The sequence below is a fragment of the Undibacterium sp. TJN19 genome, from assembly GCF_049339485.1.
In the GTDB taxonomy this organism is placed as follows: Bacteria; Pseudomonadota; Gammaproteobacteria; order Burkholderiales; family Burkholderiaceae_D; genus Undibacterium.
Genome location: NZ_JBMPPL010000006.1, coordinates 47,407 through 73,616 on the forward strand (window position 1 = coordinate 47,407; position 26,210 = coordinate 73,616).

Consider the following 26,210-nt stretch of genomic DNA (forward strand, 5'->3'; position numbering starts at 1 on the left):
CTTTTATTCCATCGCGCCCATGCAAAGAGCTTTTTTCAATCTGTTGTTCGTCAGCCTGGTCGTCAGCTTGCAGGCATGCGTTGCTGTCAACAGCGCAGTTGTTGCGGATACGCCCGGCCTGAAGACACTGGCAGCTTTCCCCATAGGCGTTGCTGTCAATGTCGCCAGTGCAGGGGCGGGCATACAGGTGTCAAAAGAGCGTGCTGATTTGATTGGGCGGCATTTCAATAGCCTGGTTGCAGAAAACAGCATGAAGATGAGCTATCTGCATCCGGCGGAAAACAATTTCACCTTTGCCGGGGCTGATGCACTGGCCAGCTATGCACACCAACACGGCATGGTTTTGCACGGGCACGCCCTGGTCTGGCATTCTGACTACCAGATACCTGTTTGGATGAAAAACTATCAGGGTGACTGGGAGAAAATGCTGGCTAGTCATGTGAGTCAGATTTGTGCGCATTTTGCCGGCACTGTGCGTAGCTGGGATGTTGTCAATGAGGCGATTGATGACTTGCATCCCGCCGGATACAGAGCATCCATTTTCTATGAAAAGATCGGTAAATCTTATATAGAAAAAGCCTTTATCGCAGCGCATGCAGCCGATGCGAATGCTGAACTTTACTATAATGATTACAACATCGAAGGATCGCAGGGCAAACTGGATTTCATGTTGCGCATGATCGATGATTTCAAATCCCGTCAAATCCCCCTGCACGGTATCGGGTTTCAAATGCATGTCAGCAGCGACGGCCCTGGCATCGCCCAAATCAGGAAATCATTCAAGGCCGTTGCTGACCGTGGCTTGAAGGTCAGAATCTCAGAGCTTGATGTCGCCATGAACCAGCAGCGGCAGTTCAGCACTTTTACGCCTGCAGTGGCTGCGCAACAAAAGGCGCGCTATAAAGCCATTATCACTGCCTATCTGGAAGCAGTACCGCCCGCACAGCGTGGCGGTATCACTTTCTGGGGTTTGCTTGATGGAGATTCCTGGATAGGCAAGCGCTATCAGCGACCAGACTGGCCTTTGCTGTTCGCTGATGACTATAGCGCCAAGCCTGCACTGTCAGGTGTTGCCGAGGCACTTACAGGTAAATGAAGGCCGATGGGCAACAGTCCCTGCTCTCTTAACCAGCAGGTGGCGTGACGGCAGGTGAGCTTGCCAGGCTACGCTGTAAATTTTCCAGATACGCTGAAGCTTCGCTGGATAATGCAGATTCAGGGTAACGTTTCAACAAAACTTGCAGGATGGATATTGCCTGCGCCTGCTTGCGGAAATGTTCATTGGCAAGGCGTGCGGCCAACAGGTACACCCCCGGTATATCGCCATGCTGAGGATTTTTCTTATCGAAACCCTGTATCATCGTCATAGCCCGACCGTATTTATGGGCAGCAAAAGCAGTTTTCGCAAGTAGCAAGACGTGGTCTGCCGACACTTCAAAATCAGGGGCGCGTTTTTTTAATTCATCCAGCATGTGCATGGCTTTTTCATTTTTCTCTGCCTTGCATAAAGCGATCAGATAACGATTTCCCTGTTCGATGATTTTTGCCTCTACACCTTTGCGTTGCATGAGTTGATATAGCCGTTCATTAAGGTCGACATTAAAACGGTCATAACGCATCTCATCTTCTATAAGGCGGATTGCTACATCAATTTCACCCTTGGCCAGCAAATCTTCAACTCGTCGTATGAAAGGGTCTGTTGATTCAGGTGCCGCACTTGCCTGGGCACGGTGGGAATCAAAGTCGACTAATACATCCAGCCCTAGCTGTTGATGATATTGATACAGCACATACCCCATCATGGAATAAGTTGCCAGTATCAGATAAAAATTCAGAAACATCTGCAGGGGGACGCTGACAAGCTGTGGCAAGGTAGCAGGCATCAAATGGCGCACGCCCAGGCCAGCCAGCAAAACCAGACCAAACAATAACCACACCACAAAATACGATGCGCCCATGCCCCGGATAAAAAACAGGCTAGTTGCCGGATTAAGGGCGCGGAATAAATTATCTTCGATGGCCAATACCATCACAGCGGCTGGCAAAGGAATGGCGAACAGCAACACCAAGAGATAAAACCATTTTGAAAAATGCACATTGGGATCTAAAACCCGTGCGAACAGGCCAGGCTTTTCCGAAACGTTATCGTCTTCCGTCACGTTTTCTGTTGCGCCATATCTGGCACGGTCGCGGCTACTGCCGCTGCTACGCTCGCTATCAACGCCGGTCGCATTGGCTGCATCAGTCATCATCTTGTCAGATGGGCCGGGCGCCGCCATGTCATACTGGCTTAAGGTTTTTGGTTCGTCCGTATCTGCTGTGTCAGCGTCATTATCATCTGACATATCGTGCTGACTGGAACTTGCGGTCATGCTTGAGGGTACTGGTAGCGCCGCGTTTGCTGGTTTTAACAGAGGTGCTTTGGTTTTTGTTGCCAACGCTGGATCTGGTTTGATTGCCAGATTGGCTGCGACCAGCACCAGTATGAAGTACAGGAAAAACACCAGATTCTGCTTGTAAGGTCTTTTGTCTTTATTGCCCCAAATCGAAATATCATCCCATTTCGGTATTAGTTTTCCCATGGATGCCAATTCCATGACTGCATAGGCATAGCGCAAGAAAAACAGTCCGATCAAGCCCCGGAACAAGCCAAAGGAAAAGACGGTGATGATGCTGGCGAGAGATAGTCCAGCGATGACTATCAACGGCGCAGGCTGAAAGGGGAAAAGTAAAAAGGCAGGTAAGCGCTGCAAAAAAGGCGTGATATCGTCTTGATAGACTTTGATCTGGTGTTCTGCGGACATAATTTCTCTGGGGTAATTGCCATAAGCGCTGGCGGCCTGATGACGATATTGGCACTTCGGCACTATAAACATCCACATGATCGCCCGCAAGCTTATTGATTCAGGAACGTAGGGAGCGAGCAAAATTACAGTGGTTGCCCCTTTCAGTCGTAGACATTAATCGCAAAGCGGGTGTAGCTTAATCGCCACAATCTGATGGCAGGTTGGCGTTTCTTGTTGTGGTCAAGAAACTTGCCGCAAAATACGACTTCAACAAGTCGCTGATTTTAAGTGTTTAGCACACGATCCCAATAGACAGGCTCGCCAAATTCTTTGCGCAGGTGCGCGATGAATAACTGTGCTTTTGCCGCGTGTGAGCGGCCAGGCATACGCACAGCATGTATGGCCGGGCGGATTTTTGCAGTTGGTGAAGCTTGTGCACCGGCATATGGAAAGATGGAAATCAATTCACCTGACGCGATCAGGTCATACACCAGCCAGGTCGCCAGATGCACGATGCCGACGCCGGTAAGGGCTGCATGCAGCAATGATTCTTTATCATCAGACCGCAAAGTTCCCTTGACTGGTAATGACACTTCCCTATTGATGTCTGGGTAATACCAGGACCAAAGCGGTACCGGGCTGGTCGCCTCCGTCAGGCAGTTATGATTCACCAGTTCGTGTGGTGAAATTGGTCGGCCATGACGTGCAAGATAGTGTGGGCTGGCGCACGTCAATCTGTGTAAAGGCGCTAGTGTCGTGGCCACCAGGTCACTGTCAGGCAAGATGCCGATACGGATAGCGACATCCACTCTTTTTGCTGACAAATCGATGATGTCATCGCTGACGTGCAAGTCAATTTCGATTAAAGGATATCGATTAAGAAAACTGGCAACGGCTGGTACGACGTGGTGCCTGCCAAAAGCGCCTGGTGCCGTCACTGTCAAGAGCCCGCGCGGATCCGCATTCAGTTCAGACATGGCCTGCTTTGCATCATCCATTTCTGCAATGATGGTTTTTGCCCTGGGTAAAAACTGTTCCCCAGAATCTGTCAGGATAAGCCGTCGTGAACTGCGGTGAAATAAGCGAAAGCCCAATTCAGCCTCAAGCGCATCAATCTTCCTCGATATGGACGAGACCGCCACATTGCGTTTTTTTGCGACACCGGAGAGGTTTCCTGCCTCATTGACTTCCAAAAAAATTTGTATCGCGTCGAACATAAAGCGCCTCGATGTGGATTGCGTAAAACGCAAAGATGGTTTGCATTGATGGCCATTGTATCGAATTTCGCAAAGAAATAAAATCTCTTCCATCAAAACACATGGCGATCGCCGCCAAAGGAAGAATCATGATCAAGAATACAGTTCATCAATTAGCAGGTGCTGCCATCTATCTGTCAGTAGCAAGTGCTTTCAGTCTGGGTAGTACGACAGTTTTTGCCGCTGCGCCCATGGTAAAGACTTCTGCCCCCGCTTATTTTCGCATCATGCTGGGCGAGTTTGAATTGACAGCTATCAGCGACGGCACAGTCAAATTGCCGGTCGATAAAATTTTGTTGGAACCGGCAGAGAAGACCATGGTGGCATTGTCAAAATCATTTTTGAAAGCGCCATTGGAAACCTCGGTCAACGCCTACCTGATCAATACCGGTGACAAACTGATTTTGATCGATGCCGGTGCCGGTAGCCTGTTCGGCCCGACTTTGGGGAAACTGATTATCAACCTGAAGGCGGCTGGTTATGAGACTTCACAAATCGACGATATTTACCTGACCCACTTACACCCCGATCATGTAGGGGGACTGACAGCCAACGGTGAGCGTGTTTTTTCTGCTGCAACCATACACGTTGATGAGGCGGAAGCTGCTTACTGGTTAAGCCAGAAAAATATGGATCAGGCACCTGCAGATGCCAAAGGTTTTTTTCAGGGGGCGATGACGTCAGTGGGCCCGTACCAGGTCGCCGGAAAATTGCAGACCTTTACGGCAAACACCGAATTGATGCCAGGCCTGAGTTCACGGTCAACGCAAGGCCACACCGCTGGGCATACCTCTTATCTTGTTGAGAGCAAAGGTGAAAAGCTCTTGATAGTGGGAGACCTGATTCATGTCGCGGCAGTCCAGCTCGACAAGCCTGAGGTGACAGTAAGCTTTGATTCCCATGCGAAAGAAGCTGCTGCCACTCGCCAGAAAATATTTGCGCAGGCAGCCAGCGAAGGGGCGCTTGTTGCGGCATCACACATACAGTTTCCAGGTCTGGGGCATGTGAAAAAATCTGCTGGCAACTATGCCGGTTATCAATGGGTACCCGTCAATTTTACGCAACTGCCCTGATTGAATTGCCAGAATCGCTTGCACGATTCTGGCAATGGATAATGCAAGTGTCCCTGTTTTGACTTTTCAGAAAAGAAAAAAATGATCAAATTCTATTATCACCCTTCACCAAATCCAGCAAAAATTGCCTTGTTTCTTGAAGAATCTGGCATGCCCTATGAGCTGGTTCCGATCGACACGCAAAAAGGCGAACAGCATGCACCAGAATTTTTAGCGATTAATCCAAATGGAAAAACACCTGCCATCATTGATGATGAAACTGGTGCGGTCGTTTTCGACAGCAATGCTATCCTGCTCTATCTGGCTGAAAAGTCGGCACGATTTTTACCAGCTTCTGATCCGGCCAGCCGGGGTGAGATGCTGTCCTGGCTGATGTTTATTGCCAGTGGCATTGGGCCATTTTCTGGGCAGGCGGTACATTTCTGGCATTTTGCTCCACAGCCCAAAGTGTATGCCTTGAATCGCTATGATTTTGAAGCCTGGCGGCACTGGCGCATACTCGATGCCCGGCTGGCGCAGCGTCAGTATCTGGTCGGTCTGGATTACAGCATTGTCGATATGGCTTTCTGGGGATGGGCGCGTGCAATAAGCTTCATTATAGGCGACGATGCCTGGCATCAGTTACCCAACGTGAAAAGACTGTTTGATGAAATCAATGCCCGGCCTGCTGCATTGCGTGCCGAAAATCTGAAAGACGCGCATGCATTCAAGACCACAATTGATGGGGAAAGCATGGCTGCCATGTATCCACAAAATGCCCGCTTGAATAGCCTGTGAGAAAAAGGTTGATCTGGCCATTCAGGTAATGGTCAGAGATTGCTTTAATTTTTCCATTCTGTTAATTTGATTTGCACTGTAAATGCGTCAAAAACAAAAGAAGGGAATGCAATTGATTTACGTTTTTCTGAGTTTCATGTTTTTGCTAGCTGATTTTCTCCCTATAGGTACTTACCTGATGCGGCTCATTCCAGGTTTTCATAGCATGCCGCCTGGTGTCTATGCTGTATTGACCTTGTTGTTCAGATATGCACCGGCAGCACTGATAACTGCCTGGTTTTTTAAAACTGAAAAACTACAGCAACGTGTGCCTGCACCGATACCTGGCGTAAAATTTTTATTTGCTGGCGTCATGATCACGCTGGCCGTTATTGCCATCAGCATGCTTGCATCGACCATAGAAGGTGGCGGCGGTTCTTATGTCGTCAGCACTTTCGCTTTTTATATTTTGTTACCTGCACGCTTGTTGATGTTGGTTGGTGCAGTCAAGTTTTTAATGGGGATACCCAATGGTGTTGCGCCAGATACGAGGGATTGAATCACCGTCACATGCGTCACCTGTGTCAGATCCACGAGTATTGTGGAAGGCGATATCAGCGCGCTGGATTGCAGCAGGAGCCATTGCCGGTTTTTGCATGTTTGATGCCTGCGCACAGGACACCTGCGACACCGCCACGCAACCTCAGGAATTGATGAGTTGTTATCAAATAAATTTTGAAAAACAGCAGGCAGAATTAAAACGTTTGCTACGCAAACTGCAGGCAGTTGTTGCTGCTGCCGATGATAGTGCAGGGATAGACAAGAAGGCCGTGAATGGCAATCTTGCCCGTGCACAAACGAACTGGCAGCGATTTATTGAACAGGATTGCCACGCGCAGTTTCAATTTGTGGGCAACGGTACTGCACGTGACGGGGTGGAGCTTGCTTGCCTGGTCAGGCATTATGAACAGCGGATACGGGAACTGCATCAGTGGGCGAGATAATCATTGGTGATTGCACGGCAGACGGAATTCGCCAGGACTATATGCCCTGATTAATTGTTCAGGGCAGCATCCAGTTGCGCAAGCAAAGTTTTTTCCTGCCTGGCCTTCAGTAGCGGCAGCGCAGCAGCGGCATGCGGATTGGCTTCTACCTGGCGGTTGCAGGCGCACAGCGCCAATGCCAGGTGAGCGCGAATTTCTGCGACAAAAATTTGCATCAGGGGGGTACCACCATGTGCGCTGATTAGTTCATGGGCTTCCTGGAGCACGTCGTGTGCTTTGGCTGCTTGTGCCGTTTTTAAGGCGATCACTCCCTGGCAATACAGATAAACGATGCGCTGCAACTGCGCCAGTTTGGCGCCTTCGATTTCTGCCAGCAGGCGTTCGGCCCCACGGGGATTATCCAGTCTGCGCGCCAGTGTCGTGGCCAGATCTATCGTCGAAGGTACACCAGGATTGAGTTTTCGGGCGGCATGCTGTGACACAGCTGCGCGCTGGAAATCACCCGCTGCGAAATAAACAGAAGCCAGTCTCGCCTCATAAAACCCGGGAGCCAGTGAGCTGTCGTTTTGCAAAACGGCCGCGCGTTCAAGTCCAGCAGCGAGGCGGCCTTGGCCCGCTTCAGCTGTGGCCAGGCGAAAGATGATTTCATGACCAGGTAGCGGCGTTTTAAAGCATGTTTTCCAGCGTGAAAAAAAACGCATGATGCGTTCAGCTTCTGCCCAGCGACACCAGGTGCTTGCTTCCAATGCCAGGTTATATAAAACCATGGGTACGATGGCCCAGAAAAACCAGACAACAAAGATCAAGAAGAATACTGCCGGAATCAATGCTGCCGTGCTTCGCCAGCCGTAAAGTGCAGTGGCAATTGCCCACCATACCAGCAAAGGCCCCCAGTTTTTTGTATTGTGGGCAAACAGCATGGCGATTTTAATGGACAGCCTGGTCTGGCTTTGTAACTGCCGGGCATCTGCCGCATTCATGAGCAGACGGCGTCGAGAATCGGCATCATTTAATTTGATGGCAGTTTCTTTGCTGTCGAGCACATCAATTTCGCTATAACCTGCTTTTTCCAATTGGGCATAAGCGTCTTCGATGGAGGTGGCTACCACACGATCAGTCACCTTGGCGTGCTGCTTGTCTTTAGCTGTGAAAGTAAAAGCAAACACCGGCCATCTCCTGATTTTCCAAGGTGAATTACCATCGTATATCAAAGTGCCCTTGTTTCGTCTTATCTTTTAAATATATCAATCTGTATGCCTTCATTACGTTGCTCTCCCGCAGCAGCAAAGAATCAGGCAATATCAGGCTCGCTATGTACTTAATGCTAAGATAATGCCTGTGGCGATTATATTTGCCAGTGCGCTGGTTTTTCAGCCAAATTCAGATTCGTTCAGTTTACTTCAGGAGATGTACCCATGAAAACCAAGTTACTTTTTTGTATTGCCAGTGCTTTCCCATTGGTCGCAGCAGCCGATGTCAGCATCACGATGAACCAGGTTAGCGAGGCTGGTATAGGCAGCAAACTGGGGCAGGTTGTTGTCACGGAATCCAAATATGGTCTGGTATTTACCCCTGCATTGACGGGTCTGGTGCCAGGGCTGCACGGTTTTCACGTGCATCAGAATCCTGATTGCAGCACGAAAGAAAAAGACGGCAAGATGGTGCCTGCCATTGCTGCAGGTGGCCATTATGACCCCGAAAACACCAATCATCACGGCACACCATGGGGTGATGGTCATATGGGCGATCTGCCACCTTTGTACGTGGATGCGAATGGTAATGCCAATCAGCCAGTACTGGCACCACGCCTGAAAATAGCCGACCTCAAAGGGCGTGCTCTGATGATACACGTAGGTGGTGATAATCATTCCGACCATCCGGCAGTCTTGGGCGGTGGCGGTGCGCGCATGGTTTGTGGTGTTTCTTAAAATAAAAACTACCTGACAGACTTTATAGCAGGTGATTGCTTGAAATCTTCTCAAGGCTTTTAAGCAATTCTCTGCATCAGACTGTTGGGAAAAGGAAGTAAATCTTTTTAATTTTATCCCTATCATTTTGCCCCTGTATTTTTGGAGTCAGCAGTATGTCCACATCGTTTTGCAGACTTTCTATTTTCAGTTTGTTGAGCTCACTGGCCTTGTCTGAAGCTGCTGCTGCGCCAGTGCAGCAGTGGGTTAGCGGCTCCTATGTGAACGTCAGGGCATCGGCGGCAAAGAATGCAGCGGTGCTGGATAAGCTGGTTATCAATACCGCAGTCATGGTGCAAAACCAAAGTGACGGATTTTGTGAAATTAGCTGGGGTGCGCAGCAACATGGGTTTATTGCCTGCAATTTGCTGTCTGCCAGGCCGACTACCTTAAACGACGTCGGCGCTGAGAAACTGGCTGATGGCAAGCCCAATCCCAATTATTCGCCAACGCGGGCGTTCTGGTTGCAGCCGACCAATGACAGATTGATGGCAGTGGCACGTTCTTTTGATAAAACCATGATCCCGGCGAAAGAGCGCGAACTGGAGACCCGTGGCCTGACCGGCGAAATCCCGCGTGATGCTTTGCAACCCATCAAACGCTTTGCCATTCCTGAACTCGATGCCATGCGTGCCTTGCTAAGCAAGGGGGTGCTGGCGCCGAAAGAACTGGGTACTGCACCTTATCTGTGGGATGGCAGCAAGGCGGCATTCCTGCCCGAGGGGACGACTTATTCTGCCAGTGCCTATCAGTGGGCATATCAGCAAATCAAGCTGCCACAGGTCAAACCTTCTTATTTTAAAAATGTCACCGATGTCATCAGCCCAAAGATCACACCAGAAAACATCAGCGCACAATTGGGCATACCCTGGAAACTGCAAGTCGACAGCCCCGCTTTCTGGGGTGGCGATGAAGTAGTGGGTGTCTTGCTGGCTGGTGTCTGGGATATGGGTAAGGTTACGCAAAAACTGGATAAGCCGGTTTATAGTTTTGCGATTGATGAGAAAGGCAATATCGCAACGGCGAAGAATTTTGCGGACGCTACCGATATAGCCGGTGGTGACCCGCATCCCTGTGCGCCATCGCGGCATATTGTCTGGCCAGAAAAAGACCAGATTTCGAAAAATACCCAGGGTGATTTGCTGGTCCTGTACCGCGCCTTGCAAGCGCTGCCTTTTGGCAAGGCAAAATTAAGCCTTTCCAGACAGACTCTGGTGCAACCAAAAAATCTTGGTAACAAGGTCAGGTTCGTCAGCGCGACGATGAGTGCGGTTGACCTCGACAGTGATGGTATCGCCGACATCGTCGTCTGGGAAGGCATCAACAAGCAGCCCAATATAGATCAGCAGGGTTTTGCTGAATATAAGGTCAAACTGGTTTTTGCCAACATTCAGGGCCGCTGGTACTACCTGGAACATGATATCGACGACGCCTATTGCGCTGACTAGACCCTGCTTAATTTTCAGTTTCTGTCTTGCCAGGCTTGGCTTTCTTGAACGGGTTGCGTTCCGGCGCGTCGTCATGCTCTATACCCAATAGCAAACGTTTCATCAGTTTGTTCAGCACAGGCTGTCGGTGTCGTACAAATACGCCGAAGGTTTGCGGTTTGGCACCCAGTGACGCTTTGGGTTCCAGCGCTGTGCGGCCATAAGAAATCTGCTTGCAGCCCAGTGCGATGGCATCTGCAATACCGGCATGCAGCAAGCGCAGGTAAATAGGCAGATCACCGGCGGCAGCGCGGTCAAAACCGATGTGATACGCGATTGCCGTATCGCCATCAGCAATGGAGATCAAAAAACCCAGCAGGCGGCCATTTTGCCTGACGACACTGCAACGAAAGCGTTCTGCTGCCGCTGCCTGCAAGGCGACAAAATATTCCGGCAAGAGTTCAAACGGGCGAAAGTCTGCGTTGATCTGCACAGCTTTGTAGAGGGCAAAAATCTGGTCTTGCACCGGTGCCAGGTCAGCCAGGTTTTCTATGACGCAGCCTGCTTCGTCCATAGGCTTGAAAATGGCATTGCGGATATTGCCGCGATATTTGGAAGCGAGGCTGGCGAGGTAATCGTCATAATTTTTCCATTCAGGTGCCAGGGTCAGCACCATATTGGGCTCGGTTTCCACATAGCGGTAGCTGAGGTTATCGAGGTGCGCGGCTTGTTCAATATAAGGATCATGCAGATCCTTGATCATGACAAAATGGGTTTTACCCGCCAGTTTTTCAGCCTGGCGTACGCGGTATAACACTTCTACTACGCCATGCCATGCCAGTTTGGTATCGACATCTTTGGCGAAAGCGATGCCGTGCTGGCCAAAACTCAGCAAGTTGCCGCAAACGAGTATCCTTTGCTTTGCATGCTGGGCGAGCTGCTCAAGCGGCAATGTCCATTTCTTTTCTGGCTCAGCCGGTTTTTCCGGTCTCGCCTGCGCCAGACTGATATCGGCAAGCTGCATGTAGACGGCGGCCACCAGTTGCCTGTCTGCACCGAGCCCGTCAAAGATCAATGCGTAACGTGCTGACAGGTTTAATGGCAATACCTGCTCCAGCGCTGCCAGGTATTCGATGGACATGAAAAAACCGCACTGCTGCGCCAGTGTTTGCCATGCGCCAGCATCGAGCATGGTGACGGAATCTGCAATGGCATACTGCAAGTCGGCAGGGCCACGCAAGCGCTTGCGTTCTTTATTGCGTTCGATCACGGATTTTTTTATTGACTGTAGTGCGGCAGGAATATTCATGATGTAAGTGTTATCAATGCTTGTGGTTAGCGTTACCAGTGTTACCCGTGTACTGAATTAGCGGCTTGATCTTTGGCCGCAACAATGCCATTTCAAATGCCTGTCTTTACATGGTTTATTTATTCAAGCGCGTAGTTTAGCAGCCTCGCCATATGACATCCTTATTTCACCTGGTGTGGGCAAACTGCACGAGAGAGATGAATGATAATAAAATGACGCATGGATTTCTGTAAGCCAATACGGACAATGACAAGGATAGTGTGGATATTTTATTTCTGGGTACTTCAGCCGGCGCGCCAACACGACAGCGCAATGTAACTGGGCTGGCTTTATTGCCAGAGCAGGGCAGCGAGTGGTATCTGATTGATTGTGGTGAAGCGACCCAGCACCAATTATTGCGAACGCCCTTGTCTGTGCATGGTTTGCAGGCGATTTTTATTACCCACATTCACGGCGATCATTGCTATGGCCTGCCAGGTTTGCTGGCCAGTGCGGCAATGGCGGGGCGCACAACACCATTGACGATAGTTGCACCAAATGGCATCGCGGCCTGGCTGGAAGCAACAAGGCAATTGACGGAATTATTTTTACCCTATGAGCTCAACTTTGTCGCCGTCGAACAGATGGAGATCTGGTCAGATCATGCGATGCAGGTGCAGGCAAGCAGCTTGTCGCACCGTGTCCCGTCGTTTGCCTATCGCTTTACAGAAACCAGGACAGAATCCGTTTTGGACACGCATAAATTGCTGGCAGATGGCATACCGCAAGGGCCTTTATGGGGACGTCTGAAAAATGGAGAAGACATCAACTTTGAAGGCAAGACGGTGCGCGGTGCCGACTATGTGATCTACCCGCATGCAGCACGGTGCATCATCGTTGGCGGTGACAATGACCAGCCAGAATTATTGCGGGCGCAAAGCGCGCAGGCACAGGTGCTGGTGCACGAGGCGACCTATACCAGCGAGGTTGCTGAAAAAGTAGGGACGCACGTGCAACACAGTTCTGCCGCCGCAGTGGCAGCTTTTGCCCAGGCTGCGGGATTGCCGAATCTGGTATTGACGCATTTCAGCGCGCGTTATCAGTCTGATGCTGATAAATCACCTTCGATCAGCGATATCGAAAAAGAAGCTGCTGCGTACTATCATGGGCAGTTGTTTCTGGCAGAAGACTTTGCACGCTTCCGTCTTAATAAGACCGGGCAGTTGAGCCGCATAGCGTGATTTCCGCAGGCCGTGCTGGTATTCAAAAAAACATGCACAAAAACCAAGTTACGTATGATAATCAATTGCCATAGCACGACTATTGGTAATTATATTGAATGGAGACAAGCATGAAAGTTGAATTGCTTTACCTGACCTATGTCACTGTTTTGACAGGTGTTTTGTGGATGCCCTATGTTATCGACCGTATCCTTGTTGGCGGATTGCTGGCAGCCGTGGGTTATCCTGATCATTCCAAGCCCTTGTCACCCTGGGCCCAACGCCTGCTGAGAGCGCATAGCAATGCGGTAGAAAACCTGGTGATATTCGCGACACTCATCTTGCTGGCAAATGCCATGGGTGTGTCTAACGCCATGATTGCAACTGCCAGCATGCTGTATTTTTGGGCCAGACTGGTTCATGCCGTGACTTTCGCATTTGGTATACCCTGGATACGCACAGTGGCGTTTTTAACTGGCGTGGCTGCACAGGGAATGGTAGCGGTGCAATTGCTGATGCATTAAAGCAAGACCGGAATAAAGATAAGGCAAATCGGACACATGGGCGTATGTGTTACTCCCATGCTGTCGGTTATTGCGCTGGGGACTGGTCGTGACTGAGCGTGACCGATCTTGACGGGTCGTGATGTCGCTGCGTTACACAGCGCATTACAAACCCATTACACGACCAAAGGCTGCAAGTTTCGCAAACGCAGCGTAATCATCAATGCGACGCTCAAGATGGCGCCGAGCGCCAGCACCACACCTGACCAGCCGTGGCTGGCCCACATCAAACCCGTGAACGAACCTATCAGGCTGGACCCCAGATAATAAAAACAGAGGTAGATCGCCGATGCCAATGCTTTCGGTGCAGTGGCACGCCTTGCTACCCAGCTGCTGGCAACAGAATGTGATGCAAAAAAACCGAAGGTGAACAAAGCCATGCCCGGTATGATCATGTACAGGGACGACGACAATGTAAGCAGCAGGCCGCTTAACATCGTCAATAACACGATCCATAAAACGCCACGGCGTCCTACCCGGTCAACCAGCCTGCCCACCCAGACCGAACTGCCTATACCCAGCAAATACAACAAAGCGATGGCACCGGCACTGCTCTGGCTCAGGTTGAAAGGCGCGGCCAGCAGGCGATAGCCTATGTAGTTGTACAGGCTGACAAAACAACCCATAAGCAGAAAGGCCAGAAAAAACAATTGCATCAGCCCAGCATCTGAAAAATGCGTGCGTAATCCCCTGCTGACGGTTTCCCAGATTTGACCAGCAGGTTTGAAATTGCGTGCCTGTGGCAGGCTGCGCCAGAATTCCCAGGCAGCGTACAAGCCCGCCGTACCCATGATACCCAGGGCCATGCGCCATGAGTAGTGATCGCTGATCACGGCTGTCAGCAGACGCCCCAGCATGCCACCAAAGGCGCTGCCCGCAATATACAGGCCTATCGCCAGCCCGATCGACGCGGCCTCTATCTCTTCATCCAGATACGCAATTGCCACCGCTGGCATACCACCCAGAGCGATGCCCAATAAGGCTCGCAGTAGCAATAACTGCGAAAAATTATGCGCAAAGGCACATAACACTGTGGTCGCTGCGGCTGTCGCCAGTGCAAATACCATTAGCGGTTTGCGGCCCAGACGTTCGCTGATGGCGCTGCTGATCAGCAAGGACAGGGCCAACGTCAAGGTAGAGATCGATAAGGTCAAGCTGCTTTGCGCTGGTGTCAGTGTGAATTGCTGCGCCAGTAGCGGCATTAAGGGCTGTATGCAATACAGCAGCGAAAAAGTAGAGAAGCCGCCAAAGACCATGGCGCGGTTGATGCGCTTGAATTCCGGTGTTCCGGCTGCGATCCGCATTGTCGTGCCGGTAATGGTAGGGTTCATGGACAGGTTGTTCTGCAGTGAGGACAGCCCATCTTATAATTGCGCTTTTATACTGTCCAATATATATTTAAGTCGTTTGTCATTCATTTAAACGATAATTAAAATGGAACTGCGGCATTTACGTTATTTCATTGCGGTCGCTGAAGAATTGCATTTCAGCCGTGCGGCTGAACGCCTGCATATAGGCCAGCCGCCTCTGAGCCATGCCATACAGGTGCTGGAGGCCGATGTTGGCGCACTATTATTTGAGCGTACCAAGCGCTGGGTAAGACTGACCGAAGCGGGAAAGCTATTTTTGCAGGATGCGCGCCATATCCTGGCTCTCTCTGAGCAGGCCAGTGAAACGGCACGCCGTGCACAGCGCGGTGAAACCGGAGAGCTGCGCATAGGCTTTACGTTTTCCACACCATTCACGCCTTTGTTTGCTGCGGTCATTAACCGTTATCGCCAGCAATTCCCTGAGGTGACGCTCACCTTGCGTGAAATGGTGACTAACCGGCAACTGGAAGAAATCAGTCAGCGCACGCTTGATCTTGGCTTTATCCGCCCACCTGAAGGTATTACCGGAAATAGCAGTGCGTCTGTCCCCTTGGCCTTTACCACATTGCGCAAAGACCCCCTGGTGCTGGTGTTGCCGGCCTCGCACGCGCTTGCGCAAAAAAACAGAATAGGCATGAAAGAGTTGGCCGATGCCCCTTTTGTCATGTATCCGCACAATGCGGGCACAGGTATCTACCCGCAAATTTTACGCTTGTGCCGGGCCGCAGGCTTTACCCCGCGGGTCGCCCAGGAGGCGGGCGAGGCATCAACCATCATTGGCCTTGTTGCAGCCGGTTGCGGCGTTTCGGTATTGCCGGCGTCCTTTGAGCGGGTACAAATGGATGGCGTATGTTACAGGGCAATTTCAGATGTGGCTGCAACCACGTCTTTGCTGCTGGCGCAGCGCAAGACTGAACGCACACCGCTGGTGGAAGCTTTTGTCGCACTGGCATCAAAAATTGTCAGGGAAGATGTGGTTTGAAGTGCAGGGAAGTTAACTTCCTCCTGCGCGACAGGGCGAAATCCGGCGCCTGACACATACTAAAGCTTACCGGCCGGAAATCTGCATTTCCGCTGACCGCTGTTCGCGGTATTATTGGCATCATCGTCAGCTTGACGGTATTCGTCGGAGAAGCATGAATGATTAACTTTAAGTCATGGCTGCGACTTGGCTTGGATGTTTTATTAGGTAGCGAAAAAGCAATGCGTATACGTACCAGCCAATTCGTGCTGGCTGCGTTGCTGATGCTGGCGAGCATCAGTGTATTGTTTTTCATGAAAGTGACCGGTATTGAAGGTGTTGGCAATGTCCGGGACTGGGCCATCATTTGCATCACCGGTCTGATCATCGTATTTGGCCTGATACGCAGCGGCTATTCCCTGCGCTGGTCTGATCCGTCGATGGCATTTGTACAAATGCTGAGTGCCATTGCCTGTAATGCCGCTGCATTCGCGTTGGCGGGCAATGGCCGCGGTGTTACCTTGCCATTGCTGGCGGTTATCCTGATGTTTGGCATGTTTGGCCTTTCCATGCGCCAGGTCATCAGTGTTGCCATCTATGCCTTAGTACTGTTTGGCGTAACCATCCTGTTTGTCGTCAAGTATGCATCCACAGGTGAACCGCTGGCCTTGTATGGTGCGTATTTCCTGATGGTAGTGGTCGTGCTTTCCAGTTCTACCTTCCTGACCTGGCGCCTGCGACAAATGCGCGAACACATGCGCAGCCAGAAAAACCAGTTAAGCGTTGCGCTGGAAAAAATCCAGTTAACAGCCAATCATGATGAGTTGACCGGCGCCATCAACCGTCGACATATGCTGGAATTGCTCAGTCGCGAGACGCAAAGATCGAGTCGCAGTGAATCTCCCTTGCTGATCGCCATGCTCGACATCGACTATTTCAAGCGCGTGAATGATACGTATGGGCACCAGGCAGGTGACCTCGCTCTGCAAAAATTTGTCCAGACTGTGCAGGCCAGCATACGGACGAGCGACATCCTCGCACGCTGGGGTGGTGAAGAATTTTTGATCATCATGCCAGATGCGGAGCTGGACATCGGCATGAGTGGGCTTGAACGGGTAAGAGTGCAAGTCGCTGAACAAGTCGTGACATTTGCCGGTTCGAGTTTTTCCTTTACCGTTTCCATAGGTGTGGCGCAGTATCACAAGGGAGAATCCTTTGAGAAAACTGTCATACGGGCTGATCAGGCCTTATATGCCGCCAAGGCGCAAGGTCGTAACCAGATTGTCTGTGTGAAAGATGCCTAGTTTTTCCAGTTTCATGCCTCAGGTTTCCCGTTCTTCGTGACGGCGGACAAAGTGCAGGCTGCTGTCATAAAGTGATTTTTAAAATTTATTTAAAAATATTTTCCAAAAAGTGTAAGTAATCGGAATGCAGCACCGACTGATGTCCAAGTTCTGCTTCTTGATGCTGATTTGGTAAAAGAGAGCAGGACTTGAATCCAAGCCTACACTTAATTTAACGGAGAAAAAAATGAAGAAGTCTATTCAAACTGGTGCCCTGATTGCTGCTGCCGCTGCTGCGATGGCTGTTTCCGGCTTTTCCATTGCTGCTACCAGCACGGTAAGCGCTGGTGATAAAGTACATTGCTCTGGCATCAATAGCTGCAAAGGTACCAGCGAATGCAAAACAGCTGAAAACGCATGCAAAGGCCAAAATTCTTGCAAAGGCCATGGTTTCGTCGCTGCTGCTGCTGGTCAATGCCTGGCCAAAGGCGGCAAGATTGTTGATCTGGATAAATAAATCTGATTTATCCCGGAAATGCGCTGGTCTTGTGCCAGCGCTTTCTTTTATCCCTGCAATGAACGTTTAAAGAATGATGCATGACATGACACTTCCCATCGCTTCTGCCGGATTTGGATTGGGTTTGCGAACGCAGCACTATCACGAGATACTTGACCAAAAACCGGCGATTGACTGGTTTGAGATATTGTCTGAAAACTATATGGTGCCGGGTGGCAAGCCTATGGCAATGCTTGATGCAATACGGGCTGATTATCCCGTCGTCATGCACGGCGTATCAATGTCGATTGGTACAACAGATGGCCCTGATATGGATTACCTGCGCGCCTTGAAAACCTTGGTGGACAGGGTGTCACCGATGTGGGTATCAGACCATATCTGCTGGACCGGTGTACACGGCAAGAATATGCATGACCTGTTTCCTCTTCCTTATAACGAAGAGACTATCGCGCTGGTGGTGAAGAACATCCGCCGCGTGCAGGATGTTCTGGAACGTCCCCTGGTATTGGAAAATGTGTCCAGTTACCTGTCTTACAGCAGCGACAGCATGAAGGAATGGGAATTTGTTGCCGCCATCGCCGAAGAGGCAGATAGTCAAATTTTGCTTGACGTGAACAATATTTACGTCAGCAGCGTCAATCATGGTTTTGACCCGGCCGATTATTTACGCGGCATTCCACAAAACCGCGTACAGCAAATTCATCTGGCAGGCCATCACGATCACGGTAGCTATATTGTTGATACCCACGATCATCCAGTCGCCGATACTGTCTGGGAGTTATATGCACAAGCACTGCAAAGATTTGGCCCGGTTGCCAGCATGATAGAGCGTGATGATAATATCCCGCCGCTGTCTGAACTGCTTGCCGAGCTGGATCAGGCACGCGTGATTTCTGCACGTGTGTGTGGCAACAAAACTCACCGTGTTGAATTCATGGCGGAGCACACGGCATGACATCCTTAAATTTGCTGCAAAGTGATTTCCAGGATTTTATTACCGGCAAACGTGCAGCCACCGGCATGCTGAACCATATTGCTGACAGCGCTGGTATCAGCCGCGACGAAAGGCTGGATATTTATTTCCAGGCATATCGCTTACGCCTTCGCGATGCATTGTCTGAGGCATTCACCAAAACCCATATCTATCTTGGCGACGCGCTGTTTTATGAGGCTTGTGCTGCCTATATAGCGGCACATCCTTCTTTTTATCGTAACCTGCGCTGGTACGGTGATCAGTTTCCTGCATTTCTTTGCGAGCATTTTTCCCAGCATCCACAAGTCGCAGAATTGGCCCGATTTGAATGGGCTTTAGGGCGTGCTTTCGACGCGCCTGATCATGCTATGCTGGCCTTGCAAGATATTGCCAGCATCAGCGATTGGGAAACCGTAGGGTTTGCTTTAAGCAGTAGTCTGCAATTTCTGGAACTGCAATGGAATAGCGTTGCCATCTGGCTGGCGTTGAGTGAAGAAGCCAGTCCACCTGAACCTGAATTTACAATTGAACCTGTACCGTGGATTGTCTGGCGTAAACAGTTGCAGTCGCATTTCCGTTCTCTGACGACGATGGAAGCCAGGGTTTTGCTGCAACTGCAATCAGGAGACAGGTTCGCGGATGTCTGCGAATTGGCAGCCGAAGAAAATCCCGGATTAGAAACAGATATTGGCGGATGGTTGCAAACCTGGGTGCGCGACGAGCTATTGTCTGGCATCGTGAATATCTGAGCGAATATGCAGGCGCTTTAAAGCACAGCGCCTTGCACTATATCGCTTTACAACAAAAACCAAGCTTTACCACATCCACGATATCCGGAATTAATCGCGGGAGCCGGTAACTATCCTGAGCATGGACGTGAACATATTCAGAATATCCAGATACAGGCTGATGGTCGCCATGATGTAGTTGGTCTCGCGACCAGAAATGATATTACTGGTGTCAAACAAAATATAACCACCAAAAACCAGTACACTGAAATAAGACATCGCCAGACTCAATCCTGGCATTGGCACAAACAAACCCACCAATCCGACCACGATCAAGCCAACCAGACCTACCATCAGGAAGCCACCAAGGAAGGCGAAATCTTTTTTTGTCACCTGCACGTACGCAGAAAGACCTAAAAATGCGGCGCCGGTTGCCAGCAGGGCGGTGCCTACAATTTCTGATCCATTCGGCAAACTCAGATAATGGTTCATGGCTGGCCCCAGGCTAAATCCCATGAGCCCCGTAAAACCGAAAACCATCAATACACCAACGCCGCTATTGCTGAAAGCGCGGGTTGCAAACAATAAGCCGATCGATGCGACCATAATCACCAGCATCCCCAGACCACCAACAGGGAACTGCATGCCGAGGTAAGCCGTGAAAGCGCTCCAGATCAATGTCATTGACAACAGACGGTAAGTGTTTTGCAATACCGTTGTTCTTGTGCTAACGGTATTGGAGCCAAAAGTAGTATCAATCATCATCATTCCTCGCTAGAAACCAGATTTTAAAAACAAACGTCAAAAGCCGTATTGCCGGGAAAAGTGCAGAAACCGGCAATATCCCCTGTTCAGTTTATTACAGGTGTTTGCATTCGACGGATTTACACATATCTTGATAGCATATATTGGGGTAAGCAGGCTTGTTTCAAGTCAGGGTTTGCATCAATATGTTGACTGAGCTGGCATTATTCCTGGTATTTTTCGAATAATTTCTTTAATTCTCCATTGCTTTCCAGCTTTGCGAGTGCGGCACTGATCTTCTTCACATCATGGAATGAAAGGGTTTTTGAAACACCCATATAGAATTTTTGCGACAGTTGTAATTTACTTAGCAATTTCACTTTAGTTTCCAGCCCGGCCTTCCTTATTTCAGCCTTGATTCCAGGTGAACGATGACAATAAAAACGTCCGCTTCCTGCGAGCAATTTTTTTAAATTTGATGCCGACAAAGTCGCACCCGAATCTATTTTCAGACCACCCAATTTTTCCAGGATATCAACAATGCCAAAACCATGCAGGGTGAGGATGATGCCATTGCTGCCCAGCTTGCGTATATCGTCCCAACTGAAAACTTCGATATCATCATCTGCGCGCACTGCCAGTAAATAGTTCACTGAAAAAAGTGGGGTTTCAATAAAATTGTATCTGGATTCGTGACGCTCTATGCGTTGTATGCCGCAAATTGCGTCCAGGTTTCCCGAATGCATATTCGCATCGATACGTGCGCGTGGTTGCCATTGCTGATCATCGACAAATTGCATGCTGTTATCCACCTTTTCTATTGGACGCATGATGTCGATACAAATGCCACTGACTGCGGGTTTGCCTTGCAGCGTGGTGGCGATGAATTTTGGCTCGGAAGATTCTTGCGCCGCCGTGCGTATCTGGCTAAGCGCTATTGCCGGAGATTGGTGTAGCAAGCAAATGATGGTCAATACATAAAAGCGCAGTGTCATTAATTTTTATATTTGCCATGCTGAGGCAAACCATCATTTCTTCTGTGCAGTCATGGCTTTGACGCCGCATCAACACTTAAGAGGCGGGTCGTAAATTTTTTGCCGACGCCTGATATTGTCCAGCCGATCTTGCCAATTTAAACACGCTGACCAGTTTGGACAAATTGCCGGCCTGATCCTGCATGCTTTTTGCAGCTGCTGCAGCTTCTTCCACCAGGGCAGCGTTCTTCTGCGTGACATCATCCATCTGGATAATGGCCTGGTGGATTTGATCAATGCCAGATGATTGCTGGTTACTGGCATTATTGATTTCACCCATGATATCTGTCACGTGTTTTACCCGTTCGACAATTTCATCCATGGTAGCACCAGCCTGATCCACCAGTCTTGAACCTTCCTCCACTTTGTCGACCGAATCGGCAATCAGTGCTTTGATTTCTTTGGCTGCACTGGCTGAGCGCTGGGCCAGATTGCGTACCTCGGAGGCGACCACGGCAAAGCCGCGGCCTTGTTCACCAGCACGTGCTGCTTCCACTGCGGCATTTAATGCGAGAATATTGGTTTAAAAAGCGATGCCGTCAATCACGGCAATAATGTCGACGATTTTTTTCGATGAGGCATTGATTGATCCCATCGTATCGACGACTTGCGACACGACCGCGCCTCCTTTGATGGCAACTTCAGAAGCCGCATGCGCCAGTTGGTTGGCTTGCCGGGCATTGTCAGAATTTTGTTTCATCGTGCCGGTCAATTGCTCCATGGATGACGCCGTTTCTTCCAGTGAACCGGCTTGCAATTCAGTGCGCGATGACAGATCCATATTGCCGGTAGCGATTTCGGATGATACGGTGACGATGGTGTCAGTACCTGAGCGTACTTCGTGGACAATTTTCTGCAGGCTGTCGTTCATGTCCTTTAACGCCTGCATGAGCTGTCCGGTTTCATCCGTAGAGTTGATTTCTATCTTCATGGTCAGGTCGCCATCGGCAACGCTTCTCGCCAATGCAACTGCGCCGTTCATGGGCCCGATGATGCTGCGTGTCAGATACCAGGCAGACAAACTGCCAAATGTGACAAACAAAAGTATGAGTGAGGTGACCATAATTTTGCTGCTGGCTGCGATCTCGTCGACTTTCTTGCTCAACCTGTCAACAGACTCTTTCTGGAATTCCAGATAGTCTAGTTCGCTTTTTTGATAGGCATCTGAAAGGGGTTTGAATTGCTCAAACAGTGTGTTGACTTCATCAGCCTTATCTTCTTTTTTTGCTTTGCTGATCAGATCGCGCGTTGCGACATATTGTTTTCGAACCACGATGATTTTTTGAAGCAGGTCTTTTTCTGCTGGCGACGCAATATGCTCCTCAAGATATTTTTGAATCTCGCTATTGCGCGTAGTGGAAGCCTTGATATCTGCATCAAAAAATTCCGCCAGAGACAGGTCGCTGCTCTTAACGATAGCCAGGGTACGCTTCAACCCGGCAACGGTGATGCGATACCATTCTTCAGTCAGGCGCTCTTTCTTGAGCGGGTCCTGCATCATGACCTGGGTGTTCGCTGCTACGTCATTCAGTCGCAACAGCCCTATACAGGAAGAAAGCGTTGCAAGTAACAAGACTAGTCCAAAACCAGCGCTGAGCCGGATACCGATGGGCAGATTTTGAATTTTCATAGATAACTCTTTTGACCAAGTAAGAGCAGAGGCTTTTATGACTGAAATAAAACCAAGTGCCCGCTACAGGTTTTACATCGACAACACGATCAACTGACAGGTTTATCCAGGCTTGAGACAGCCATATTTCTTCAAGAAATAATTTATTTTTTGACTACACATCTACTATCGGTGAGTTCTTATTATTTTGCAAGTTTTTGATTTTGGATTTTTCTTTGCCTATTATTAAGTTTTCGTGCACCATCCGCTTAGCATCTTGTATAGATGATGAATTCAGTGTGGTGTCGCGTATAAGTCGCAGAGCTTCTCAGGCTGCGCTGCTACGCTGCTGCTTGGAACCTGTCACCAGCCTGATTCAAGTATTGTTTGAGTATTATTCATCGCGAGTTGCAAACAAACAATAAGAACTGTAACGTAAAGTAGCAAACGAAGCGAGAAAACCCAAGTCGCTTTATCATTCACGCTATTCTTTGCTTTATTTTCAGTCGCATTCAGGAGACGCCAGGTGAGTACAACTGCCAGCCCGCAGCAATCGAAATTCTTTACCGTGATACGTGTCACCAGCGGGAATTTCATCGAGATGTATGATTTTTTCTTGTTCGGCTTTTATGCCACTTACATCGCCAAGGCGTTTTTCCCTGCCAGCAGTGAATATGCCGCTCTGATGATGACCTTTGCCACTTTTGGCGCGGGGTTTTTCATGCGACCTCTTGGTGCCATCATTCTGGGTGGATATATAGATCGCATAGGCCGCCGCAAGGGGTTAGTGCTGACCTTGGGCATTATGGCTTCAGGCACTGCCCTGATCGCCTTCGTACCGGGCTACGCCACAATAGGTTTGCTGGCACCATTTCTTGTATTGGTTGGGCGTCTGTTGCAAGGCTTTTCTGCCGGTGTTGAATTGGGTGGTGTTTCAGTCTATTTGTCAGAAATGGCGACACCGGGAAACAAAGGCTTTTATGTAAGCTGGCAATCGGCAAGCCAGCAAGTGGCCATTATTTTTTCCGCCAGCCTGGGTTATTTTTTAAATGAAAACCTGAGCAAGGAATTTATCGCGGACTGGGGATGGCGCATTCCCTTCTTCATCGGGTGTTCCATTATTCCCGTGGTGTTTTATATCCGGAAATCATTGCAGGAAACCGAAGCCTATCTGGCACAGAAGACACATCCTACTTTCAAGGAAATGCTGAGAACGGTCTCGCTGAACTGGCCGCTGGTGTTAACCGGCATGATGCTGATCGTCATGACCACCGTGTCTTTCTATCTGATTACCGTCTACACGCCGACTTTCGGCAAGAGTGTATTGAAATTGACGACGGTGGAAAGTTTGCTGGTAACGCTGTTTGTGGGGGTGTCCAACTTCATCTGGTTGCCTGTCATGGGCGCGCTGTCAGACCGCATAGGCCGCTGGCCACTCATGGCCTTGTTTTCTGGTTTGACGCTGGTCACTGCCTATCCTTTGTTATCCTGGCTGATCGCTAATCCCAGCTACGAACATATGCTGATGGTGGAGTTATGGTTATCTTTCCTTTACGGCAGTTATAACGGTGCCACCGTTGTCGCCCTGACAGAGATTATCCCTTTGCGTATTCGCACGGCAGGTTTCTCATTGGCTTACAGTCTGGCCACGGCGCTTTTTGGTGGGCTGACCCCTCTGGTTTCTACCTGGCTAATCGAAAGCACGGGCGATAAAGCCGCACCGGGATATTGGCTGGCCATGGCAGGCGGGATTGGTTTGGTGGCGACTTTCCTGATTTATCGCGGCATCGTCAAGGAACGTGTCGAATAATTTAACGCAGATACTGGAGCGGCCTTCATATTGTCAAATGGCAATGGATGGCCGCTCTTGCGTTGATGCTTTTTGCTGATGGTGTTTTATGTCGATAATTATGCCGACAACAAACATTATGTCGACAACAAACGCAGGGATGGCTGCACCGCTACCTTGTGCTTTGCTTTTGTTGGATGTATTTCCCTGCTGGTGAGTTTGAAAGCGCTCACTACTTGCGCCAGGTGGCTTGCCTGATCCTGCATGGATGCCGCAGCGGCCGCAGCCTGTTCAACCAGTGCCGCATTTTGTTGGGTGACGGTGTCCATTTCGCTGATAGCGGTATTGATCTGTTCTATGCCGGCTTCCTGCTCGCTGCTGGCTGAGTTAATCTCACCCATGATATCCGTGACGCGTTTGACACTGGCAACAATCTCGTCCATTGTGGTACCGGCCTGGTTGACCAGTTGATTACCCACATCCACTTTCTCGACTGAGTCATCGATCAATGTCTTGATTTCCTTGGCAGCGGCAGCAGAGCGTTGCGCCAGGGTTCTTACTTCCGACGCTACCACCGCAAAGCCACGTCCCTGTTCACCGGCGCGCGCCGCTTCTACTGCGGCGTTCAGTGCCAAAATATTGGTCTGAAATGCAATGCCGTCAATCACGCCAATAATATCGACAATCTTCCTCGCTGAAGCATTGATGGAGCCCATGGTGTCAACAACTTGAGCCACTACCTCACCACCCTTGATTGCCACATCTGATGCAGTTTTTGCCAGCGTATTGGCCTGACGGGCATTTTCACCATTTTGTTTGACAGTGGAAGTCAATTCTTCCATGGACGAAGCCGTTTCTTCGAGTGCGCTTGCCTGTTGTTCGGTACGTGAAGACAAATCCAGATTGCCACTAGCGATTTCACTGGAAGCAGTAGCGATGGTATCGGTACCCGCACGAACCTGGCCCACGACATCTTGCAAGCTGGCATTCATGGATTGCAATGCCTGTAGCAGTTGTCCTGTTTCATTGGTCGTGTTGACTTCTATATGTGCAGAGAGATCACCAGACGCCACTGTTTGTGCAATTTTGACAGCAGCAATAATCGGGTCAATGATTGCCCGGCTTACCCGCCAGGCAAAGATGGCACCCAGCACCAGCGCCGCAGCGGCGATGCCTGACATCAGTAGCTTTGCACTCTCATACGCTTGGTTGGCTGTGGCGACGTCTTGCTCATTATTTTGTTTTTGCAGGGCGATATCTTCATGCAAGACATCTTGCCATTTTTGGGTAGCGGGGCCGGCTTCTTTGATCAGTAATTCAGCGGCTTCAGCAGTTTTGCTGGCCCTGGCATATTCAATTACCTGATTGTTGAGACTGCGTGCCACCAGAGACAGTTCACGTATCCTCACACGGAAAGCTTTACCTTCTTCGGTAGCAGGCGTTTTTTCCAGTGCTTCAATGGCGATATCATATTTTTTTCTTGCTTCAACGATCTTGGGATATTCATGCTCCCTGGCAGCGTCGTCCGTCAATAAATTCATTGTGCGGATGACTCTGGCAACGACATGAACGGAGTCGGACATTTCCTGCAACAGACCCATTTTGTAGGCGTTGCCATGCACCACGTGATCCAGGTTGGCTTGAATCCTGCTCATGCTGTAAATGCCGATGGCAGTCAGTGCCAGCATCAGCGAAAGAATGAAGGAAAACGCGATACCAAGACGCGTGCTGATTTTCATATTACTCATAGGGAATCTCCTTACCATAAGACGGGCAAGCAAAGATAAAGGAGAGCTTTAGCACTTGCCGCAAATAGTTGAGAAACGAGATTATCACGTGTTGATCTATGGCAATTAGGTACT

Annotated in this window: 23 protein-coding genes and 1 pseudogene; 15 read left to right on the top strand and 9 right to left on the bottom strand. The window is 49.8% G+C overall.

Annotated features, from left to right (window positions below; genetic code table 11):
• Positions 1-19: 19 nt before the first annotated feature.
• Complete coding sequence (locus tag ACO0LH_RS16960; protein WP_422942305.1) at positions 20-1,096, top strand: endo-1,4-beta-xylanase; 1,077 nt, start codon at positions 20-22, stop codon at positions 1,094-1,096.
• Positions 1,097-1,124: 28 nt separating this feature from the next.
• On the opposite strand, the gene ACO0LH_RS16965 is transcribed toward ACO0LH_RS16960, so the two are convergent.
• Both ACO0LH_RS16965 and ACO0LH_RS16970 read right to left on the bottom strand, forming a co-directional pair.
• Positions 1,125-2,804 carry a tetratricopeptide repeat protein gene (locus ACO0LH_RS16965; protein WP_422942306.1) on the bottom strand — a complete coding sequence of 560 codons (1,680 nt, stop codon included), beginning with the start codon at positions 2,802-2,804 and terminating at the stop codon, positions 1,125-1,127.
• Between the two features lie 266 nt (positions 2,805-3,070).
• Entirely contained in the window at positions 3,071-4,003 is a 933-nt protein-coding gene (locus tag ACO0LH_RS16970; RefSeq protein ID WP_422942307.1) for a LysR family transcriptional regulator, read from the bottom strand.
• A gap of 128 nt (positions 4,004-4,131) precedes the next feature.
• On the opposite strand from ACO0LH_RS16970, the gene ACO0LH_RS16975 reads away from it, so the two are divergent.
• The 4 genes from ACO0LH_RS16975 to ACO0LH_RS16990 all read left to right on the top strand — a co-directional run bounded on the left by ACO0LH_RS16975 (position 4,132) and on the right by ACO0LH_RS16990 (position 6,875).
• Positions 4,132-5,115 (top strand): MBL fold metallo-hydrolase, encoded by a 984-nt coding sequence (locus tag ACO0LH_RS16975; RefSeq protein WP_422942308.1) that lies wholly within the window; start codon positions 4,132-4,134, stop codon positions 5,113-5,115.
• Positions 5,116-5,196: 81 nt separating this feature from the next.
• Positions 5,197-5,892, top strand: coding sequence for a glutathione S-transferase family protein (locus ACO0LH_RS16980; protein ID WP_422942309.1), 696 nt, complete (start codon positions 5,197-5,199; stop codon positions 5,890-5,892).
• 106 nt (positions 5,893-5,998) lie between these two features.
• On the top strand, positions 5,999-6,430 hold the full coding sequence (locus ACO0LH_RS16985; RefSeq protein WP_422942310.1) for a hypothetical protein: 432 nt from the start codon (positions 5,999-6,001) through the stop codon (positions 6,428-6,430).
• Between the two features lie 22 nt (positions 6,431-6,452).
• Positions 6,453-6,875 (top strand): lysozyme inhibitor LprI family protein, encoded by a 423-nt coding sequence (locus ACO0LH_RS16990; protein WP_422942311.1) that lies wholly within the window; start codon positions 6,453-6,455, stop codon positions 6,873-6,875.
• 50 nt (positions 6,876-6,925) lie between these two features.
• Here ACO0LH_RS16990 and ACO0LH_RS16995 read toward each other — a convergent pair whose 3' ends face one another.
• Complete coding sequence (locus tag ACO0LH_RS16995; protein ID WP_422942312.1) at positions 6,926-8,041, bottom strand: hypothetical protein; 1,116 nt, start codon at positions 8,039-8,041, stop codon at positions 6,926-6,928.
• A 249-nt stretch (positions 8,042-8,290) separates the two neighbouring features.
• On the opposite strand from ACO0LH_RS16995, the gene sodC reads away from it, so the two are divergent.
• A complete protein-coding gene (gene sodC / locus ACO0LH_RS17000) occupies positions 8,291-8,803 on the top strand; it encodes a superoxide dismutase [Cu-Zn] SodC (protein WP_422942313.1) in 513 nt (170 codons plus the stop codon).
• 155 nt (positions 8,804-8,958) lie between these two features.
• Positions 8,959-10,290 (top strand): hypothetical protein, encoded by a 1,332-nt coding sequence (locus tag ACO0LH_RS17005; RefSeq protein WP_422942314.1) that lies wholly within the window; start codon positions 8,959-8,961, stop codon positions 10,288-10,290.
• A gap of 7 nt (positions 10,291-10,297) precedes the next feature.
• Here ACO0LH_RS17005 and ACO0LH_RS17010 read toward each other — a convergent pair whose 3' ends face one another.
• The gene (locus tag ACO0LH_RS17010) at positions 10,298-11,578 is read right to left on the bottom strand and encodes a GNAT family N-acetyltransferase (protein ID WP_422942315.1); all 1,281 of its coding nucleotides are present in this window, start codon (positions 11,576-11,578) and stop codon (positions 10,298-10,300) included.
• Positions 11,579-11,838: 260 nt separating this feature from the next.
• On the opposite strand from ACO0LH_RS17010, the gene ACO0LH_RS17015 reads away from it, so the two are divergent.
• Together ACO0LH_RS17015 and ACO0LH_RS17020 are read left to right on the top strand one after the other, a co-directional pair.
• Positions 11,839-12,798 carry a ribonuclease Z gene (locus ACO0LH_RS17015; protein ID WP_422942316.1) on the top strand — a complete coding sequence of 320 codons (960 nt, stop codon included), beginning with the start codon at positions 11,839-11,841 and terminating at the stop codon, positions 12,796-12,798.
• A gap of 110 nt (positions 12,799-12,908) precedes the next feature.
• Positions 12,909-13,301, top strand: coding sequence for an MAPEG family protein (locus ACO0LH_RS17020; RefSeq protein ID WP_422942317.1), 393 nt, complete (start codon positions 12,909-12,911; stop codon positions 13,299-13,301).
• A 155-nt stretch (positions 13,302-13,456) separates the two neighbouring features.
• On the opposite strand, the gene ACO0LH_RS17025 is transcribed toward ACO0LH_RS17020, so the two are convergent.
• A complete protein-coding gene (locus tag ACO0LH_RS17025) occupies positions 13,457-14,671 on the bottom strand; it encodes an MFS transporter (protein WP_422942318.1) in 1,215 nt (404 codons plus the stop codon).
• 103 nt (positions 14,672-14,774) lie between these two features.
• Between ACO0LH_RS17025 and ACO0LH_RS17030 the strand changes: the two genes are divergently transcribed.
• From ACO0LH_RS17030 to ACO0LH_RS17050, 5 genes are all read left to right on the top strand, one after another.
• Positions 14,775-15,692: a LysR family transcriptional regulator gene (locus ACO0LH_RS17030; RefSeq protein WP_422942319.1), complete on the top strand. Its 918-nt coding sequence runs from the start codon at positions 14,775-14,777 to the stop codon at positions 15,690-15,692.
• Between the two features lie 221 nt (positions 15,693-15,913).
• The gene (locus ACO0LH_RS17035; RefSeq protein ID WP_422942320.1) at positions 15,914-16,975 is read left to right on the top strand and encodes a GGDEF domain-containing protein; all 1,062 of its coding nucleotides are present in this window, start codon (positions 15,914-15,916) and stop codon (positions 16,973-16,975) included.
• A gap of 226 nt (positions 16,976-17,201) precedes the next feature.
• Positions 17,202-17,471, top strand: coding sequence for a hypothetical protein (locus tag ACO0LH_RS17040; protein WP_422942321.1), 270 nt, complete (start codon positions 17,202-17,204; stop codon positions 17,469-17,471).
• A gap of 85 nt (positions 17,472-17,556) precedes the next feature.
• The gene (locus tag ACO0LH_RS17045) at positions 17,557-18,426 is read left to right on the top strand and encodes a DUF692 domain-containing protein (RefSeq protein WP_422942322.1); all 870 of its coding nucleotides are present in this window, start codon (positions 17,557-17,559) and stop codon (positions 18,424-18,426) included.
• The gene (locus ACO0LH_RS17050) at positions 18,423-19,193 is read left to right on the top strand and encodes a DNA-binding domain-containing protein (RefSeq protein ID WP_422942323.1); all 771 of its coding nucleotides are present in this window, start codon (positions 18,423-18,425) and stop codon (positions 19,191-19,193) included. Before ACO0LH_RS17045 ends, ACO0LH_RS17050 begins: the two co-directional genes overlap by 4 nt.
• A 90-nt stretch (positions 19,194-19,283) precedes the next feature.
• Here ACO0LH_RS17050 and ACO0LH_RS17055 read toward each other — a convergent pair whose 3' ends face one another.
• The 3 genes and pseudogenes from ACO0LH_RS17055 to ACO0LH_RS17065 form a co-directional block, all read right to left on the bottom strand.
• Positions 19,284-19,934 (bottom strand): Bax inhibitor-1 family protein, encoded by a 651-nt coding sequence (locus ACO0LH_RS17055; RefSeq protein WP_422942324.1) that lies wholly within the window; start codon positions 19,932-19,934, stop codon positions 19,284-19,286.
• Positions 19,935-20,140: 206 nt separating this feature from the next.
• Positions 20,141-20,911, bottom strand: coding sequence for a substrate-binding periplasmic protein (locus ACO0LH_RS17060; protein WP_422942325.1), 771 nt, complete (start codon positions 20,909-20,911; stop codon positions 20,141-20,143).
• A gap of 76 nt (positions 20,912-20,987) precedes the next feature.
• Positions 20,988-22,580 (bottom strand): annotated as a pseudogene (locus ACO0LH_RS17065) (methyl-accepting chemotaxis protein).
• A gap of 505 nt (positions 22,581-23,085) precedes the next feature.
• On the opposite strand from ACO0LH_RS17065, the gene ACO0LH_RS17070 reads away from it, so the two are divergent.
• Positions 23,086-24,369 carry an MFS transporter gene (locus tag ACO0LH_RS17070; RefSeq protein WP_422942326.1) on the top strand — a complete coding sequence of 428 codons (1,284 nt, stop codon included), beginning with the start codon at positions 23,086-23,088 and terminating at the stop codon, positions 24,367-24,369.
• A gap of 116 nt (positions 24,370-24,485) precedes the next feature.
• Here ACO0LH_RS17070 and ACO0LH_RS17075 read toward each other — a convergent pair whose 3' ends face one another.
• A complete protein-coding gene (locus tag ACO0LH_RS17075; RefSeq protein WP_422942327.1) occupies positions 24,486-26,096 on the bottom strand; it encodes a methyl-accepting chemotaxis protein in 1,611 nt (536 codons plus the stop codon).
• Positions 26,097-26,210: the final 114 nt, after the last annotated feature.

What these genes read in the sequence shown, in the direction of transcription:
- ACO0LH_RS17045 (WP_422942322.1), top strand. Translation starts at nt 17,557, where the DNA reads ATGACACTTCCCATCGCTTCTGCCGGATTTGGATTGGGTTTGCGAACG.
- ACO0LH_RS17030 (WP_422942319.1), top strand. Translation starts at nt 14,775, where the DNA reads ATGGAACTGCGGCATTTACGTTATTTCATTGCGGTCGCTGAAGAATTG.
- ACO0LH_RS17075 (WP_422942327.1), bottom strand. Translation starts at nt 26,096, where the DNA reads ATGAGTAATATGAAAATCAGCACGCGTCTTGGTATCGCGTTTTCCTTC.
- ACO0LH_RS17035 (WP_422942320.1), top strand. Translation starts at nt 15,914, where the DNA reads ATGCGTATACGTACCAGCCAATTCGTGCTGGCTGCGTTGCTGATGCTG.
- ACO0LH_RS17020 (WP_422942317.1), top strand. Translation starts at nt 12,909, where the DNA reads ATGAAAGTTGAATTGCTTTACCTGACCTATGTCACTGTTTTGACAGGT.
- ACO0LH_RS17010 (WP_422942315.1), bottom strand. Translation starts at nt 11,578, where the DNA reads ATGAATATTCCTGCCGCACTACAGTCAATAAAAAAATCCGTGATCGAA.
- ACO0LH_RS17055 (WP_422942324.1), bottom strand. Translation starts at nt 19,934, where the DNA reads ATGATTGATACTACTTTTGGCTCCAATACCGTTAGCACAAGAACAACG.
- ACO0LH_RS16985 (WP_422942310.1), top strand. Translation starts at nt 5,999, where the DNA reads ATGCAATTGATTTACGTTTTTCTGAGTTTCATGTTTTTGCTAGCTGAT.
- ACO0LH_RS16970 (WP_422942307.1), bottom strand. Translation starts at nt 4,003, where the DNA reads ATGTTCGACGCGATACAAATTTTTTTGGAAGTCAATGAGGCAGGAAAC.
- sodC (WP_422942313.1), top strand. Translation starts at nt 8,291, where the DNA reads ATGAAAACCAAGTTACTTTTTTGTATTGCCAGTGCTTTCCCATTGGTC.
- ACO0LH_RS17060 (WP_422942325.1), bottom strand. Translation starts at nt 20,911, where the DNA reads ATGACACTGCGCTTTTATGTATTGACCATCATTTGCTTGCTACACCAA.
- ACO0LH_RS17040 (WP_422942321.1), top strand. Translation starts at nt 17,202, where the DNA reads ATGAAGAAGTCTATTCAAACTGGTGCCCTGATTGCTGCTGCCGCTGCT.
- ACO0LH_RS17050 (WP_422942323.1), top strand. Translation starts at nt 18,423, where the DNA reads ATGACATCCTTAAATTTGCTGCAAAGTGATTTCCAGGATTTTATTACC.
- ACO0LH_RS17025 (WP_422942318.1), bottom strand. Translation starts at nt 14,671, where the DNA reads ATGAACCCTACCATTACCGGCACGACAATGCGGATCGCAGCCGGAACA.
- ACO0LH_RS16960 (WP_422942305.1), top strand. Translation starts at nt 20, where the DNA reads ATGCAAAGAGCTTTTTTCAATCTGTTGTTCGTCAGCCTGGTCGTCAGC.
- ACO0LH_RS16980 (WP_422942309.1), top strand. Translation starts at nt 5,197, where the DNA reads ATGATCAAATTCTATTATCACCCTTCACCAAATCCAGCAAAAATTGCC.
- ACO0LH_RS16965 (WP_422942306.1), bottom strand. Translation starts at nt 2,804, where the DNA reads ATGTCCGCAGAACACCAGATCAAAGTCTATCAAGACGATATCACGCCT.
- ACO0LH_RS16975 (WP_422942308.1), top strand. Translation starts at nt 4,132, where the DNA reads ATGATCAAGAATACAGTTCATCAATTAGCAGGTGCTGCCATCTATCTG.
- ACO0LH_RS17005 (WP_422942314.1), top strand. Translation starts at nt 8,959, where the DNA reads ATGTCCACATCGTTTTGCAGACTTTCTATTTTCAGTTTGTTGAGCTCA.